This is a genomic window from Rhizobium sp. BK512 (genome assembly GCF_014194915.1).
Taxonomy (GTDB): Bacteria; Pseudomonadota; Alphaproteobacteria; order Rhizobiales; family Rhizobiaceae; genus Rhizobium.
Genome location: NZ_JACIAS010000005.1, coordinates 29,676 through 46,295, shown reverse-complemented (window position 1 = coordinate 46,295; position 16,620 = coordinate 29,676). Strand labels below are relative to the sequence as shown.

The following is a 16,620-nucleotide window of genomic DNA, read 5'->3' as shown; positions in this document are numbered from 1 at the left end:
CTTGAGCGGACGGGCCGCTTTTCATTTCACGGCGCCGGCCGTCAGGCCGCGCACATAATAGCGTTGCAGAAGAAGGAAGAGGATGATGCAGGGGATCATGGTGACGGCGATGCCCGCCTGCAGGGCGCCCCAGTCGATGATGCCGTAAAGGCCGGAGGAGACATTCACGAGCATGATCGGCAGCGTGAACTTGTTCTGGTCCGACAGGAAGATGAGGGCAGCCAGGAACTCGTTCCACGAGTTGAGGAAGGCAAACATCGCCACTGTCGCGACGCCCGGCAACGCAATCGGCAGCATGATACGGCGCAGGATCGTCGCCTGCGAGGCCCCATCGATACGCGCCGCCTCGATCAGCGCCTTCGGCACGGCGTCAAAGGCATTGCGCATCATGAAGACGGAGAAGGGCAACTGGAAGGTCACGTAGATCAGCACCAGGCCGACCAGGCTGTTCTGCAATCCAAGCAGTTTCAGGATCAGGAACAGCGGCGTCAGGATCGACTGGAACGGGATCATCATCGTTGCCATGATCAGCACGAAGAGGATCGATTGGCCCGGAAACTTGAACTTGGAGAAGCCGTAACCGGCCGGCACGGAGACGATGACGGTCAGAAGAACCGTACCGATCGCGATCATCACGGAATTGGCGGCATAGACATACCAGCCGGCCCCGACATTCTCGAGCCGCCGGTAATTCTCCAGCGAGAAGGTCTTCGAAAAGAGCGCGGCCGGATTGGCAAGCGCTTCGGCGGCCGGCTTGAAGGAATTGGCAATCGACCAGACTATCGGCATGATGAAGAAGATCGCAAACAGGATCGATACGAGCAGGAAGAGGAGATATCCTGTCTGGCCGCCGCGCGAATTGGTGTTTGTCTTCGCTTGAGTCATTAGCCTTCCTCCGGCCGCTCGCGCAGCAGCACGAATTGAATGGCGCTGATGGCGACCAGCACGATCAGCAGCGCAAAGGAGAGCGCCGAACCGTAGCCGAGCCGATAAGACGAGAAGGACGCCAGATAGATCGAAAATACCGCCGAGATCGTGCTGTTTTCAGGCCCGCCCTGGGTGATGATGAAGAACTGGTCGAAGGCGAGCATGGACGAAGTGACGTTGAGAACCAGCGCCAGCACCAGCGAATTGCGCATCAGAGGCAGGGTGATACGGCGGAAGCGGCTGAAGACGCTGGCGCCGTCGATCTTCGCGGCTTCGATGACGTCATTGGAAATGCCCTGCAGGCCAGTCAGCAGGATGACCATGGTGAAGCCCGCAGTCTTCCAGACGACCATCAGGATGATGACGGCCATCGCCGGCCAGAAGCTCTCGAGCGGACGAGGCGCCGAGCTGATGAGACCGATGCCGCGCAGCACCTGTGCGAAAACGCCGCTGTCTGGATTGAGCAGCCACATCCATAGCGTCGACGCCGCGCCGAAACCGATCACGACAGGCATGAAGAAGATCGTGCGGAAGAAGCCGGCGGAGCGCAGCGGGCGGTCGACGAGCAGCGCCAGCGGAAAGGCAACGGCGAAAATCGCGGCCGTCACCAACACCGTATAGAGCATGGTAAAGCCGAGCGAATGCCAGAGCTGCATGTCGCCGAGAAGTTCGCTGTAATTGGCAAGACCGATGAATTTCTTCCGGCCGAGTAGCGGCCAGTTGTAGAAGCTCATCCATATGGTCATGGCGAGCGGAACGAGAAACAGCACCAGGATGAAGAGGAAGCCGGGCAGGATGAAGGCCAGTCCCAGCCACCCCTTCGGCTCCGGCTCCCCGGAGGCCGGCTGTCTTATGTGTGTTGTCGGCGTGTCGACCACTGTCATTCCTCGAAGATTTCAAAACCGCGCGTCGGCAATCCGGAATGTGCGGGGCGGACGACCGCCCCGCATCAGATGTTGTTACGGGTTTGTGCGGTCGAGGATCTTGGTGAAGTCGTCCTGCGCCTTCTTGATCGAACCATCGACGTCGTCGCCGAAGATCGTGCCTTGGATCAGGTTGAGAAACGGGCCGGTGCGGCTGACGAACAACTCATCCGAGGAGAAGGTATAGGGCGTGCGCGCTTTGGCGAGGATGTCATAGGCGATCAGGTTGCGTGGGTCGAATTTGGCGTAGGCTTCCTTGGCAAGGTCCGTGCGCGACGGCATGCCGGATTCCTGCGTGATATAAACCTGCTGTTCGGGCTCCATGTAGAATTTCACGAAGTCGAGCGCGACCTTCTTCTTCCCCTCGCTGATGCCCTTGATGAGGGCCACTGTATCACCGCCGGCAAAGCTCGATGCGCCGCCCTTCGGGCCGGGGATTGGTGCGACCGCGAACTTCACGTCCGGATATTTGCTGGTGAGCAGGTTGACGATGTAGGAACCGGTCATGAGGATGCCGACCTTTCCGGAAGCAAACGCTTCGACGGCGTTGTTGCCGTTGCCGGAACGTGAAGTCGGATGGATCGCGCCTTCCTTCCACATGTCGCGATAGGCGGCAATCGTGTCGCGCATGGCCGGCGTATCGACGGTGGCGGTGCGGCCGTCGTCGGAGAGCACATCGGCATTGGCGGCCCAGAGGTGCGGCAGGAAATCGTAGATCAACCAGCTGCCGGAATTGGCGACGAAATAGAAGCCATAGGTTTCCTTGTCGAGCGCATGGATCTTCTTCGCGTCGGCAGCAATCTCCTCAAGAGAGGCCGGCGCCTTGTCCGGGTCGAGGCCGGCTTTCTTGAAGAGGTCGGTATTGTAGGCGATGATCGAGGCATCGGGCAGGGCCGGCACGCCGTAGACCTTGCCGTCATAGGTGGCAAGGCGGATATGCGATGGGCTAAGCGCCGCCGAATAGGGCAATCCCTTGACGAAATCGCTGATGTCCTCAAGGCTGTCATTGGCGGCGAAGGTCGGCAGATAGATCAGGTCGAGGACCGCGCCGTCAGGCGCTGCTCCGCCGGCAATCGCGGCGCCCAGCTTCGGCACCATCTGCTCGGCGGTGATCTGGGTCACATTAACCTTGTCGGCATGCGAGGCATTGTATTTTTCGGCGAGACCCTGAAGCACGGCACCTGAAGATGTCCGCACCCATAGCGTGATTTCTTCGGCGCTGGCGAGAGAAGAGCTCGCCAGCAGTGCAACAGCGGCAATGGTGGTTTTCAAATGTATCATGCGGGTTCCCCTTCTCTTATGCGAGGCTCCTCTGCCTCGAGACAAAGACGACGTTAAATGAGAAAATTTTTCATGTCGACAGGCTGTATGCATCAAAAGGCCATGTTTTTGTTAAAACCTTTTAGCAGCTAAATTTTTTCTGCTAAAAGGTTTTAACAAAGCAGTTGGATGGGTGCGAATTTGAAAGAATCGGGTGGCGGCCGGCATACGATCCGTGACGTAGCGAAGGCTGCGGGGGTAAGTATTTCAACGGCTTCGAACGCGCTGAACGGCACCGGGCGAACCAATGCCGAAACCCGCGAAAAGGTGAGACGGATCGCCGAGGAAATCGGATTTCGCCCGAATGCGCTCGCGCGTGGGTTGCTGACCAAGCGCAGCCACGCGATTGGAATGCTGACCAACGACACCTATGGGCGTCTAACATTGCCGATGGCGAGCGGCGTCTCGGAAGTGCTGGTCGATCACGGCGTCTCGCTTTTCCTCTGTGCCACCAATAATGATCCGCGACTGGCGAGACTGCATCTCGAAGCGCTGCGCGACAGACAGGTCGACGGCATCATCTTCACCGCGACACGCATCGACATGGAGCCACCTCCGGAACTGACACAACTGGGCATTCCGGTGGTCTATGTCTTCGCGCAGGGGCCATCGGACAGCGTCAGCTTTCATCCCGACGATGCTCAAGGCGCGCGCCTCGCAGTCGAACATCTTCAGGCTCTCGGCCGATCCCGCATACTGCACATCACCGGCGAGCAGAACTACCGCGCTGCCTGCATCCGCGCAGAGGCCTATCGGGAGCTCGTCGGGTCGGCGGCCGAGGTCATGTTCGGCGATTGGTCGGAGGAGTGGGGACATGCGGCGATCGAAACCGTCTTCTCGCGATCCGGGGCGAAACCGGATGCGATCTTCTGCGGCAGCGACGAGATCGCCCGTGGAGTCATCGATGCGCTGCGCGACAAAAACATTTCCATCCCGGGCGACGTCGCGGTGGTCGGTTTCGACAATTGGGAGGTCGTCTCACGGCAGACACGTCCGCCGCTGGCGACCATCGACATGGAACTCAAGGAGCTTGGTCACCGGGCGGGACTAGCGATCCTTGCCCTGTCTAAAGGCGAGGCGATCGAGCCAGGCGTCGAGAGACTGCCATGTACGCTCGTCTTTCGCCGTTCCGCCGGGCAAGCCGATCAACCTTGAAGTGACTGCACGATTGTGGGCGGCCAAGGCGCGGTGATTAGATCGAGCCTCAGCCGCGTGCGGCCTGATCGGCCGTGGCTTCGATCCTTGTCCCGCTTTCAACTTCGCGGGACTTCAGCGCTTTCGTCAAACACAGGGCGACAATGATGACCGGCAGGCAGACGAGGTAGGCGATCCTGATGCCCGCATGCTCGGCGACGAAGCCGAGCAAGGGTGGCGCCAGAAAGAACACGACGAAGGACATCTGCCCGAGGGCTGCAACGTTCAGATGGGCGGGGCGATCAGTCCGTTGTGCTGCCGCGGAAACGGCAAGAGGATAGACCGCACTGCAGCCACCGCCCATCAATGCAAAACCGAGCAGCGCGACATAGGGGTGCGGCGCCAGCCAGACGGCACAAAGTCCTATGGTCGAGAAAATGAGCAAGAACGTTGCAACCGCACGCGCACCAAACCGGTCGACGAGCGGATCAACAAACAGTCGGGCGATCGCCATGAAGAAGGTAAATAGCGTCAGCCCAAGACCGCCGAGAAAGGGTTCAACTGCGAAAACGTCGCGCATATAGATCGCTGACCAGTCGATGCCGGCGCCTTCCACCAGAAATGCGGCAATGCCGATCACGCAAAGTGGCATGAGCCCCCATGTCGGCAGCGCTATGCTTGGGCCATCCACATGCTCGGCCCCGGCACGGGCCGGCGCATTTTCAATGCCCGAGATCACGACAATGCCGACGATCAGAACGAAAGTGAATGTCAGCGCAAGATGCAGATGCATCGGCACGCCCGCTTGACGAACGGCGGAGCCGGCAAGTGCCGTCAGGAAGAATCCAAGGCTCCAGAAGCCATGCGCCCTGTTCATAACACCGCGGCCGAGTTGGGCCTCGATGCGGTCGATCTCGACATTGAGATTGATTTCCAGCGCGCCGGCCAGCAAGCCCTCACAGAAAAGGATAAAGAAAACCAGCCAGGCGGCGTTGGCCCAGGGGATGGTTGCCAGCAGTGCGGACGTGCCGAGTACCGTCAGAAACGCCGTCTTGCGCGCACCAAAGCGGGCAATCAGCGGCGAAGCGAAGGTCAAGGAGATCAGCGCTCCGATTGCGGCGCCGATCAGCGTCAGGCCGAGCTCCGACTTATTGACGGCCAGTGCGTCCTGAAGGTCGGGCAGGCGCGAGAGTAGCGCACCCATCGAGATGGCGAAGAGAAAGAAGCAGACATAGATCCGGTGTTGCGGCTGGATATGCATTCGATCGCTCCGGGATGTGATCGGTTCAGAAGTTTGACCTCAATCGCAACGGTGGCGAAAAAAGACAATTTCGAGTGGCATTTCGGAGATATATCTTGTCGGCGGCAATCGCAACAGCAACCTTAACTAGTTCCGGGCATAGACTTGGCTTCTTTTCAGGCCGCCGGTTAAACCATCGTATATCTGACCTTTCGCCGCCCGCGGACTTAGCTTGCCCGGGTCTTAGCGAGCCCCAGAGGAGAAAGATACGATGTTCAAATCCATGACCATTGCCGCGCTGGCGCTGACCTTTGCTGCAGTCCCGGCTCTTGCGGCCCAGAAAGCCCATAACGCCAAGATCACCGTCGTGTTCGATCACGAATTGCCAAACGTCCCGGGCAAAAGCATGCGCGGCGTTCTCGTTGAATATGGGCCGGGCGGCTATAACCCCGCGCATACCCATGCAAAGAGCGCGTTCATCTACGCCACGGTCGTCGAGGGTGAAATCAAGAGCAAGGTGAACGACGGCGCGGAAAAGGTCTTCAAGACTGGCGAGAACTGGATCGAAGTCCCTGGCGATCATCACCTTGTCAGCGCGAATGCCAGCAAGACGAAGCCTGCAAAAATCCTGGCAGTATTCGTCGTCGACACGAAGGAAACAGAGTTGACGACGCCTGACCCCTGATCGCGAAGCTGATTTCTGAGTGGGGAGGGGATGTCCCGGCATCACCTTTCCATAGTTTCGGACGTCTAGGGCCGATCGGGGCGCGTAGGGACGGAAGCCATCAACCGCGCAAATGCCGCCTGAGATCGAACGCCCGTCTTGGACAGAAGCCTTGCTGTATGCGTTTTGACGGTGTTGGGAGACAGGGCAAGTATCCTGGCGGTCTCCGGAACCGAATAGCCACAACCGACGAGTACGGCCACCTTCGCCTCCGCGGCGGTCAGGCTGAAAATGCTCCGAAGCTGTTCTGCCTGCCCGGTGGCCCGGCTTTCCATATCGACGATCTGAAGAAGCACGCGGGCGCCGGAGTCCGTCGAATCCCAGGCCACGAAGGAACTTGGCGGTAAGGGAGTGACCTGCGCGAAGTAGGGCGGCAAACCCGATGGCCGGAGGATCTGGACCGCGCCCTGCAATTGCGCAGCCGTTCCGCCTGCGACTTCGAGGGCCTGCCGTATCGCGCGGGTCAGAGCCTTGGAACTGCTAGAAATGCTTGGCAGCGTCGTGCGCTCATGTTTGTTGATCGAAAGTCCGTCGCCGTGTCTCAGAATGTCTTCAGCGGCGGAATTCAGCGCGACGATTTCGCCTTGGCTATCGAGCAGCACGGCTGCGTCTGGCAGGGCTTCGAGCAGCGGCTGCAGGAGATTGGCCTCTCGCCTGATGCTTCCGACGTTAAGGAAAAGTTCTATCGAGCGGGAGAGATGAGGCGTCAACTGCAGAAGCTTCCGGGCTGCCAGGCCACTTTCGGTGTCCTGGGCCTTGGAGAGAAAAAGCGCGACCCCGCCGATGCCGCCGCGTTCATGCAGGCTGGCATGTGGGACGAAGAGCTGATTGTAGATATCCTGCGGGGCGCAGATGTCGGCATAATAAGCAGTGCGCCGGACGGCGGCATCGTCGATAAGCTCATTACCGATCGCCACCTGATCCGGATGGACTTTCTCGAAGGCCTTTGCATAGGGATTGCCGGCGTAATACTGCAGATAGAGATCGTTCAGATCTTCGCGCATCCGGCCTGGGATCAGAAAACTGCTTTTTCCGTCAGGAGCCTGATAGACAATATTGCCGGCTGTTGCTCCGACGCAATCGACAGCCGCGCATAACGTGCTCGACCACAACTCTACGTCTACGGAGGCCCGATAGATCTTATCGACAATATCCGTATGCTCCATTTGACTGTCTTTCCATTCGTAAAGTCATATGAGCGGCCAACGCCGAATATTAGTCCAGGCTGATCTTTTAGAGAAGTGATAGATACTTGAACATCACCCTATTGGGTGACGATGAAAAACTCTTTGATTCATAAATAGATAGGCAGGATGGTATGTATTTGTTATCAGCTTCTTGCCGTGACATGCCGCGAATCTTCTCGACGCCGGCGCAGGATGCCGCCATCGTATCGGCGATCGTTTTGAGGCCGATTACACCGGATGGCGGTCGGCAACTTTGGCGCGAATTTTGTCCATCTTGCGCCACGCCGCAGCGATGCGGCCCCTAGGTTTCGCTGCATAATGTTGACCATTCAAAATTAAGTAAAAAACAAGTTTTCCCCACAAGAATTAGGCTCATCGATATTTGAGGGGACGTTATGGACGGGGAAAAGATCAAGCGGCCGATATGGATCCGCATCACGGCCTATGGGTTTGCGGCCGTTTTGTTTGCAAGCGCGGCTATCGGTGGTCTTGCCTGGTATCGTCAGAATACGATGAGCGATCAATCGCTTCAGAAGGAGCTTTCGTCCGATCTTCATGTGATTCAGGCGGACATGGACGCCCAGAAGCGAGCCGCCGCCGGGCTTGCCATCGCCCTCGCCGGTGAGCCTGAAACCGCTGATCTGATTGCCAGGAATGATCGGGCATCCATTCTTGCAAAATATACCGCCAGCCTGCCGGCGATCAAAGCGCAGGGCCTTCAGCTCATCACGTTCAGCAATTCCGATGGCTTGGCGGTCGCACGTATCCATACGCCGGATACTTTCGGCGACGACCTTAAAGGACGTCGCAAGATGATCGTCGCGGCGTTGACGCAGGGCAAGCTGAACGCCGGCATCGAACCCGGCCGGACCGCCGTCAGCATGTTTGCATCAGCACCTGTTATCAAGGACGGCAAGACCGTGGGCGTCGTCGATGTCGGCACCTCGCTGACGAACGACTATTTTGCGCCGCTGGCGCGGTCGGTTGATGCAGCCGTCGCAGTGCACATTCTTCAGGATGATAAGTTCGTACCGCAGGCATCCACCTTTGGTGACAAGACAATTCTCACCCAGGAGCAGCTGCAGGCAGCCTTCAACGGTGACCGCATCCGTGTTCACGCCGTTCTCGGCGGCAAGGATTATGAAGTCACCGCTATTCCCTTTGAAGACTTCTCCGGTCGCAAGATTGGCGTCTTCGAAATCGGCTCCGATGTGACGGAGATCGTAGAAGCGTCGCAGCAGGCGCTCTGGACGGCGGCGATCGGCACGGTGATCGTCTCGCTGATTTCACTTGTCGGCTTCCTCGTTTTTGCACGATCGATCGCTGCGGTCATCAAGAAGACAACCAACACCATGGCGCGTCTGGCTGGCGGCGATCTGAATGTCGAGGTTCAGGGTCAGGGCAGACCGGATGAAATCGGCGCCATGGCGCGCGCCGTTCAGGTCTTCAAGCAGAATGCGATCGAGCGGGTTCGCCTCGAACAGGAGGCAGAAGCCAATCGTGGCATGAGCGAGAGAGAGCAGATCGAACGCGAGAAGGAAAAGGCGAAAGACGCTGCCGATGTGCAGTTTGCCGTCGACAACCTCGCCGCGGGTCTTTCGAAACTCGCTGACGGCGATGTGTCCTACCGTATCGACCAGCCCTTCGTAACGAGGCTCGATGGCGTCCGCAGCGACTTCAACAATTCCGCTGACAAGCTGCAATCGGCGTTGAACCGGGTATCGCAGAATGCCCGCGGCATCGACTCGGGAGCAAACGAGATCAAATCGGCCGCTGACGATCTTGCCAAGCGCACGGAACAGCAGGCAGCGGCGCTGGAGGAAACGGCTGCAGCTCTCGAAGAAATCACCACGACCGTGAAGGATTCGAGCAAGCGAGCGAAGGAAGTCGGAGAGCTCGTCTCGCGTGCCAAGACCGGCGCGGAAAAATCCGGCGAAGTCGTCCGCAAGGCTGTTTCGGCCATGCAGCAGATTGAAAAATCCTCGGGCGAGATCTCCAACATCATCGGCGTCATTGACGACATCGCCTTCCAGACCAACCTTCTGGCTCTGAACGCCGGCGTCGAAGCGGCCCGCGCCGGCGAAGCCGGCAAGGGCTTTGCCGTCGTCGCCCAGGAAGTTCGCGAATTGGCCCAGCGTTCGGCAAACGCCGCCAAGGAAATCAAGGCGTTGATCAACACGTCAAGCGAACAGGTCAATTCCGGAGTCGGCCTCGTCGGCGAAACCGGCAAGGCGCTGGAAGCGATCGTCGCCGAGGTGCAGGAAATCAATCGTCATATCGCGGCGATCGTCGAAGCATCGCAGGAACAGTCCTCCGGTCTCGACCAGATCAACTTGGCGGTCAACCAGATGGACCAGGATACGCAGAAGAACGCGGCCATGGTCGAAGAGTCGACTGCCGCAAGCCATAATCTTGCGAAGGAAGTTGCGTCGCTCAACGAGCTTCTTGCCCAGTTCAAGCTGAGCGAAGCGGGTTATGCACTGCGTTCCGCTGCTCCCCGCGCCGCCGCACGAAACGATGCTCCGGCCCCGTCACCGGTTCGTGCCCTCGGCCGCAAGATCGCTTCTGCATTCTCGGGAAATGCCGCCCTCGATACAAAGGGCGACAACTGGGAAGAGTTCTGAAGCTCGAACCACCAGAGCAAGATACGGTGCGGCGACCCTCGCCGCACCACTTTCAGCGCCAGGCCTTCGTGGGCTCGATAGCCCAACCAGCCGCTAGCCGATCGACAGGCGCTTTTCAGTTTTGGCATCGAAGAGATGAAGTTTGTTGAGATCCGGCATCATCCTGACGGTCTCGCCCGCCTTCAGCGAAAGACGGTCACGTACGGTTGCGACCAGCGGATCCGATCCGAGCTTGGCGTTGATCTGGGTTTCGGCCCCCGTCGGTTCGATGACAGCCACCTCGGCGCTCACGCCATCCTGGCTGACGATCAGATGCTCTGGACGGATGCCATAGACAACCTCCGCACCTCGCGCGACCGCCGCAGCCTCTGGCAGCGGCAGGTGCGCTCCTCCGTCGGCGATGAATTCAAGCGGCCCGGACGAGCTGATCTTGCCCTTGATAACATTCATGCCCGGAGAACCGATGAAGCCGGCGACGAAGAGATTGGCCGGGCGGTCGTAGAGGTCGAGCGGTGAACCGATCTGCTCGACATAGCCATCGCGCATCACGACGATCCGGTCTGCCATGGTCATGGCTTCGATCTGATCGTGCGTTACATAGATGGTTGTCGTCTTCAGCCGCTGGTGCAGCTGCTTGATCTCCGAGCGCATCTGCACGCGGAGCTTGGCATCGAGATTGGAGAGAGGCTCGTCGAAAAGAAAGACCTGCGGCTGGCGCACGATCGCTCGGCCCATCGCGACACGCTGACGCTGGCCGCCGGAGAGATTTCTGGGGTAGCGGTCGAGGAGATGTTCGAGGCCGAGGATCTGCGCTGCATCACGGACGCGCGCCTTGATCTGCTCTTTCGGTGCTTTCCCCAGTCGCAGCGAAAATCCCATATTCGCTTCGACCGTCATATGCGGATAAAGCGCGTAGGACTGAAAGACCATGGCAATGTCGCGCTCCTTCGGAGCGACATTGTTGACGACCTTGCTGCCGATCGAAACATTACCGCCAGAAATCTCCTCAAGCCCTGCGATCATGCGCAGCAAGGTCGATTTGCCGCAGCCGGAGGGCCCGACGAGGATGACGAATTCTCCATCGCGGATGTCGATGTCGACCCCGTGCAACACCTCGAAGTGACCATAGTTCTTGCGGACATTCGCCACGTTTACGGACGCCATAATTGTCTCCGGCTGAAATCTGATTTCGGATCTGCAATCGCCCGCTGAGGGCGACCTGTGACATGCCTGCTACCGAGGCGTTGTCGCGGTGGCGTAGGGTGCGAGGGCCGCATCGATAGCGGCAAGGCAAAGATCGCGAGCGCTTGGCGCCAAACGCTTCTCGACCACATCGGGATAGAGACGGGCAAGATGCTGGCTGATCAGCGTTTCCGGGATCTCGTCGGGCAGCTGCGCGAGCAGTTTGTCGACCGCCACGCTAGCGCGCGCGTCCGGCCAATAATAACGGATGCGGTCGCTATAGCTGAAATGTCGCTGCAGGTGCTGCTCATCAGCCGTGCCGCCATAGTGACCGGCCCAATGTCCAGGCTCGGCGAGCATGATCTCTTCCATTGTCGTTACCAGCCCGCGGGCTTCCTTGCTGCCCGAGAGCGTGTTGGCGATCGCATCGAGGCCGTAGAGCGCCTCGCGCAATGCAAAGGTCAGGCCCGGGCCGACTTTAAGGATCGAAAACCCGCCGTCGACCAGAGAAGCCAGCAAGTCTGCCGGCTGGTAATCGGTGGAGTGGGCTTCGAAGAGCAGACCGTTCATTTCGTCGAGCGCGGAGATCAGCTCTTGTGCCCGCTCGGGCTTGTAGAGCGCGATATTGGCATTGCCGAATTCCACACCCGGCTGAACGACGATGGCGATCACCCGCTCCAGTGCGGAACCGACCCCAGCCTGGGTAAAAGCCTCGCGATGAACGCCAAGCGTCTTCACGGCGGCTTGCCGTCGCGTGACCTCGATCTCGTCCAGGGCATGTGTAGCGCCACCCGGCGGCGGCACTTCCGTGCCAATGATATAGACGGGCGGGCGACGGCCGCTGCGGCGGGCGGCGTCTTCGGCGGCCCGCGCCAACCGCGCGGCTCTTGCTGCGGTCAATTCATCGGCAAGCGCCACAGGTTCGCCGGCGCAGCCCATTGATGTGTCGAGATGCAGCTTTTCGAAGCCGGCTTCCACATATGCTGTTACCATGGCTTCGGCGCGTGCCATGGCATCGTCAGCGCTGAGTTTCCGCCACGGGTTCGGGCCCAGATGGTCGCCGCCGAGAATGATCCGCGCGGCGGGAAAGCCGACGCTTGCCGCAATTCTTTCGATGAAGGCGCGGAAATCCGCCGGCGTCATACCGGTATAGCCGCCCTCCTGATTGACCTGATTACAGGTCGCCTCGATCAGGACGACGTCGCTCTGCCGGGCGGCACGTCGCAATGTTGCCTCGAGGACCAGCGGATGGGCGGAGCAAACGGATGTGATGCCGCGGGGCAGGGGCAGCCCTCTGTCCCCGAAGAGTTTTGCCAGGGCAATCTGGCGATTTCGATCGACCGCGGCGCTCATGCGAGTGTGACAACTTTGGTGAGATGACGCGGTGAGACCGTATCGATGTGGCGTGCCTGAGCGGCACGTTCGCCGAGTATCTGCAGTGCCGGCAGAACGGCGAGGCCGGCGAGCGACAGGTCGACATCAACTGGAAGCTCCAGGTCGCCGGGGCCGCCGAAGCCGATAACGACGGCGCCTTTTTCGCGCAGCTCGCCAACCAGCTTGGCCTCGGCGTCTCTCTGGTCCGAACTGTAGAGCACGATAACTGCCGTCTTCTCATCGACGAGGCTGATTGGCCCATGGCGGTATTCGAGCGGATGGAAGGCCTGCGTCATGAGCTGGCTCATCTCCATCAACTTCAATGCACCTTCAAGCGCGATGCCGAAAAGCGGTCCGCCGCCGAGAAACACGAAGTGTGAACGGTCCTCAATGATATCGGGCAGGGAGGTGTCGAGCGTATTTGCAAGCTGCCGTGCCGATGCGACGATCGAAGCCGGCACTGTCTGACCGATCATCTGCAGGCTGAGCAAGACCATAAGGCTCGCCGACACTGTCATGACGATGCCTTCGTCCGGATGGGTTGGCGAGCAGATCAGCTGGTCGCAATTCCTGGCAAGCGCGCTTTCGGGTTCGACCGTGACGGCCGTAACGAACGCGCCGGCAGCACGGCTAACCTTGGCCGCAGCGACCGTTTCCGTCGTTTCGCCGGAGCGCGAGAGCGCAACCACATGCGTCTTCTGCCATTCCGGCCAGAAATAGGAGGGGCGGTTCAGCCACTCTGCACCAGGAACCGCGATTGCCCTGCGCTTGAGGCTGTTGGCATAGGCGGCCAGAGACAAAGCGAGATTGAAGGAGGTGCCGCAGCCGACGAAGACGAGGAGATCGTCCGCCCTGCCGCTCGGCGCATTCGAGCCGATGGCTTTTTCCCAATAGGGGAACTGCTCGAAGATTACCTTTTCGGTCGTGTTCATGATGTCTCCGATTATTTGACCGAACCAGCCAGCAGGCCGCTGACGAGGTACCGGTTGAGGAAGATGACGACCAGGGCAGGGATGACGATGGCGATCGATCCGCTTGCCGTGATCAGCCCGTAGTCGATGAAATTCTTGGTGACGAATTCGGGAATGAGAACCGTCAGGGGTTTCGTCGATTGCGGCGAGAAGATGAGAGGGACGAGGTATTGGCCCCAGGCCCCCAGGAAGGTGAGGATGGCGGCCGCCGTCAGGCCGGGTCCGGCGAGCGGCAGCACGATGTTGAAGAAGATGAAGAGGCGGCCTGCGCCATCGAGCTGTGCAGCCTCTTCGAGTGCGATCGGAAGCTGCTCGAAGACGCTGCGCAGCAGCCAAAGGGAGAGCGGCAGATAGGCCGAGACGTAGATCAGCGACACGCCGGTATAGGTGTCGACCAGATGCATCTTGATCATGATCTGATAGAGTGGGATCAGCACTGCATAGGCAGGGATGGCGAGCGTCGCAACGACAGCGCCGAATAGAATGTGACGCCCCGGAAAGCGCATCCTGGTGAAGGCATAGGCACCGAGTGCAGAGATTGCGACGCAGAGAGCCGTGGCGGCAGCAGATGTGATTACGCTGTTGAGCAGCGCTGCACGGAATTGTTTCCACACCTCCACCCCGCCGATCCGGGAAATGTTGATGCCGAGCAGGCGCGAATAGTGGTCGAGCGTGAAATGCTGCGGGAAGAAATGGATCGGCCGCGTGGAGAAATCCTCCGTCGGCGTCACGGAACTTGCGAGCGTCCAATAGATCGGGCCGAGCGACCAGATCAGCAGCAAAGCAAGACCCGTCCATATCATCAGGCGATAGAGAATGGTTGGTTTCATCAGTCGAACCGTGTGTTGCGATAGACGCGGAGGACGTAGACCAGCGAAACCAGCAGCGACACCAGCGTGATGACGACAGACAGCGCCATGCCGTAGGAGAAGCGAAGGTTCTGGAAGGTCTCGAGATAGATCTGCACGAGGATCGGCCGTGTTTCGAGGCTCGATCCGGCAAGCACCCAGGCCTCGTCGAAGAGGTTGAAAGCGTTGACGGTCGCATTCGTCATGGCAACGGCGAGGGCGCTGCGCACGAGCGGAAGCGTGACCAGGCTGAACATCTGCACGCGGGTCGCGCCGTCGATACGGGCAGCCTCGTAAAGATGCGCCGGAATGCTCTGCATGGCGGCCAGCACAATGACGATCGTCAGCGGCATCATGCGCCAGACATGCACGACGGTCACTGCGATGATCGCGCTCGTCCGGTCATTGAACCAGACATGGTTTTCGAAGGGCAGGCCGAGTGCGACGAGAATGCCGTTCAACAGGCCGGCACCCGGCTGATAGATCCACAACCAGATAACGGAATTGACGACGCCGGGGAGCGCCCAGGGCAGGATGACGGCCGCCAGTACCCACTGACGCCCGACCTTCACCTGGTTGATGAGTGCTGCGGCAAGCACGCCGAAGACGGTTTCCGCAACGACGGCGAGGACGACGTAGATGAGCGTATTCGTCCACGTCGTTCCAAGCTGCCCGTCCGACAGCATGCGCGTGTAGTTTTCCAGCCCGACGAAAGGGGTTCCCGCCTGCATCGGATTGACCCGATGCAGCGAGTCCCAGACCGTCCGGCCCATCGGATAGAAGACCAGAGCTGCCATCGTCACAAGGATCGGCAGTACCAGCAGCAGGCCGAGCATCGTGTCGGCGTTGAAGCCGACACTCCGCTTGGCTGCGATACCTTCGACAGTAGCTGTCGTCATTGCGCCATGGCCTGCTTGGCGGCGTCGGCGATGGCCTGCATGGCCTGGTCAACCGTCATCTGATCCTTCGCCGCGCTGTTGATCGCCGTGTTGACCGCGCTTGAGAACTGCGGATACCAAGGCGGCGTTCCCTGCTGGAACAGCGGCTCGACGGTCTTCGATTGCGCAACGAGCGCGTCGCCGCTCGTCAGCTTGCCTTCCGTGTTGAGCTCGGAGAGGGCGGAAGTGCGCGTAGGCAGGAAACCGTTTGCCGCATTCTTCTTCTGGAACTCCCTGCTGGTGAACCATTTGACGAAGGCGACTGCCGCTTCCTTGTTCTGCGAGACGTTCGGAATGGCAAGCGCTTCCGGAAGGCCGAAACTACGGGTCTGGCCGCTTTCGGTCGGCACCAGGATGGCTTCCACCTGTCCGGCGACCTTGGACTGCTTCGGGTCGTTCATCTGACCCAGGCGACCGGGTTCGCCCGAGATCATGATGCTTGTCAGCCCCTGGGCGAACATGCTCTCGTTGATCTGGCTATCTTTGAGGCCTGTCGAGGCCGGATCGACCAGACCGTCCTTCAGCAGGCTCAGTTCGAAGGCGAGCGCCTTATGGCCGGCTGAATCGGGGGTGAGGAAAAGCGGCTTGAAGTCCTTGTCGAAGAGTTCGCCGCCAAAGGCCTTGGTCAGCAGGTACCAGCTGGTGGAGGCACCCTCCGTCGCCGAGAGCGGCAGGCCGATCGGATAGGTGGAGATGCCCTTTTCCTTGATCTTCTTGGCCGCAGCGACCAAAGCGTCGAGTGTTTTCGGCATTTCGGTAACGCCGGCGTCGGTGAAATGCTTCTTGTTGACGAGCATGACGCGGAAGTCGTTCGTGTAAGGCACGCCGAGCAACTGGCCGTCGACGGTGAAGATCTTGGCGACGCCGATGTCAGCGACCGTATCCTTGTCGATCACGTCGTTGAGCGGCATGTACCAGCCGGCGGCACTGAACTGTCCCGTCCACGACCAGTCGAATTCGGTAACGTCGGCCGGCGCTGTACCCGCGACCAGCGCCGTTACCAGTTTCGGACGGATGTCATCCCAGGAGAGTGTCTGGAGATCGACGTGAATGCCGGTCTCGGCTTCGAAATCGGCCGCAACCGTGGCGCCCTGCGGCGATGGCATGAGCACCGTGATCGATTGGCCGGCAAGCGGCTTGGCGTCGTCCGCCAAAGCAGGCAGGGCAATCGCAAGTGCGGCTGAGGCAAGCAAAGGCAATATGAATTTACGCATGTTCCCATCCTTCT

The 16,620-nt window shown here is 59.7% G+C and carries 14 protein-coding genes; 3 read left to right on the top strand and 11 right to left on the bottom strand.

Annotation, left to right across the window (positions count from 1 at the left end; all coding sequences use genetic code 11):
- Nucleotides 1–21: 21 nt before the first annotated feature.
- From FHX06_RS18310 to FHX06_RS18300, 3 genes are all read right to left on the bottom strand, one after another.
- Nucleotides 22–885 carry a carbohydrate ABC transporter permease gene (locus tag FHX06_RS18310; RefSeq protein WP_183880350.1) on the bottom strand — a complete coding sequence of 288 codons (864 nt, stop codon included), beginning with the start codon at nucleotides 883–885 and terminating at the stop codon, nucleotides 22–24.
- Nucleotides 885–1,811, bottom strand: coding sequence for a carbohydrate ABC transporter permease (locus FHX06_RS18305; protein WP_183880349.1), 927 nt, complete (start codon nucleotides 1,809–1,811; stop codon nucleotides 885–887). The genes FHX06_RS18310 and FHX06_RS18305 overlap by 1 nt, the downstream gene beginning before the upstream one ends.
- 75 nt (nucleotides 1,812–1,886) lie before the next feature.
- Entirely contained in the window at nucleotides 1,887–3,131 is a 1,245-nt protein-coding gene (locus FHX06_RS18300; protein WP_183880347.1) for an ABC transporter substrate-binding protein, read from the bottom strand.
- A 168-nt stretch (nucleotides 3,132–3,299) separates the two neighbouring features.
- On the opposite strand from FHX06_RS18300, the gene FHX06_RS18295 reads away from it, so the two are divergent.
- Nucleotides 3,300–4,325, top strand: a complete 1,026-nt coding sequence (locus tag FHX06_RS18295; protein ID WP_409564426.1) for a LacI family DNA-binding transcriptional regulator — start codon at nucleotides 3,300–3,302, stop codon at nucleotides 4,323–4,325.
- A gap of 49 nt (nucleotides 4,326–4,374) precedes the next feature.
- Here the strand turns inward: FHX06_RS18295 and FHX06_RS18290 are convergent, their stop codons facing one another.
- Nucleotides 4,375–5,565: an MFS transporter gene (locus FHX06_RS18290; protein ID WP_112542305.1), complete on the bottom strand. Its 1,191-nt coding sequence runs from the start codon at nucleotides 5,563–5,565 to the stop codon at nucleotides 4,375–4,377.
- Nucleotides 5,566–5,815: 250 nt separating this feature from the next.
- Here FHX06_RS18290 and FHX06_RS18285 point away from each other — a divergent pair, with 250 nt between their 5' ends.
- Entirely contained in the window at nucleotides 5,816–6,229 is a 414-nt protein-coding gene (locus tag FHX06_RS18285; protein WP_183880343.1) for a cupin domain-containing protein, read from the top strand.
- Between the two features lie 65 nt (nucleotides 6,230–6,294).
- Here FHX06_RS18285 and FHX06_RS18280 read toward each other — a convergent pair whose 3' ends face one another.
- Entirely contained in the window at nucleotides 6,295–7,434 is a 1,140-nt protein-coding gene (locus FHX06_RS18280) for a helix-turn-helix transcriptional regulator (RefSeq protein ID WP_113212983.1), read from the bottom strand.
- 416 nt (nucleotides 7,435–7,850) lie between these two features.
- On the opposite strand from FHX06_RS18280, the gene FHX06_RS18275 reads away from it, so the two are divergent.
- Nucleotides 7,851–10,079, top strand: coding sequence for a methyl-accepting chemotaxis protein (locus tag FHX06_RS18275; RefSeq protein WP_113212984.1), 2,229 nt, complete (start codon nucleotides 7,851–7,853; stop codon nucleotides 10,077–10,079).
- A gap of 93 nt (nucleotides 10,080–10,172) precedes the next feature.
- Here FHX06_RS18275 and FHX06_RS18270 read toward each other — a convergent pair whose 3' ends face one another.
- From FHX06_RS18270 to FHX06_RS18245, 6 genes are all read right to left on the bottom strand, one after another.
- Nucleotides 10,173–11,243 carry an ABC transporter ATP-binding protein gene (locus FHX06_RS18270; protein ID WP_113138808.1) on the bottom strand — a complete coding sequence of 357 codons (1,071 nt, stop codon included), beginning with the start codon at nucleotides 11,241–11,243 and terminating at the stop codon, nucleotides 10,173–10,175.
- Between the two features lie 69 nt (nucleotides 11,244–11,312).
- Nucleotides 11,313–12,614, bottom strand: coding sequence for a D-tagatose-bisphosphate aldolase, class II, non-catalytic subunit (locus FHX06_RS18265; protein WP_113212985.1), 1,302 nt, complete (start codon nucleotides 12,612–12,614; stop codon nucleotides 11,313–11,315).
- Nucleotides 12,611–13,567: an SIS domain-containing protein gene (locus FHX06_RS18260; RefSeq protein WP_113212986.1), complete on the bottom strand. Its 957-nt coding sequence runs from the start codon at nucleotides 13,565–13,567 to the stop codon at nucleotides 12,611–12,613. The genes FHX06_RS18265 and FHX06_RS18260 overlap by 4 nt, the downstream gene beginning before the upstream one ends.
- Nucleotides 13,568–13,578: 11 nt before the next feature.
- Entirely contained in the window at nucleotides 13,579–14,436 is an 858-nt protein-coding gene (locus FHX06_RS18255; protein WP_113138807.1) for a carbohydrate ABC transporter permease, read from the bottom strand.
- Nucleotides 14,436–15,353 carry a carbohydrate ABC transporter permease gene (locus tag FHX06_RS18250; RefSeq protein ID WP_112542297.1) on the bottom strand — a complete coding sequence of 306 codons (918 nt, stop codon included), beginning with the start codon at nucleotides 15,351–15,353 and terminating at the stop codon, nucleotides 14,436–14,438. Before FHX06_RS18250 ends, FHX06_RS18255 begins: the two co-directional genes overlap by 1 nt.
- Entirely contained in the window at nucleotides 15,350–16,606 is a 1,257-nt protein-coding gene (locus FHX06_RS18245; protein WP_113212988.1) for an ABC transporter substrate-binding protein, read from the bottom strand. The genes FHX06_RS18250 and FHX06_RS18245 overlap by 4 nt, the downstream gene beginning before the upstream one ends.
- Nucleotides 16,607–16,620 lie beyond the last annotated feature (14 nt).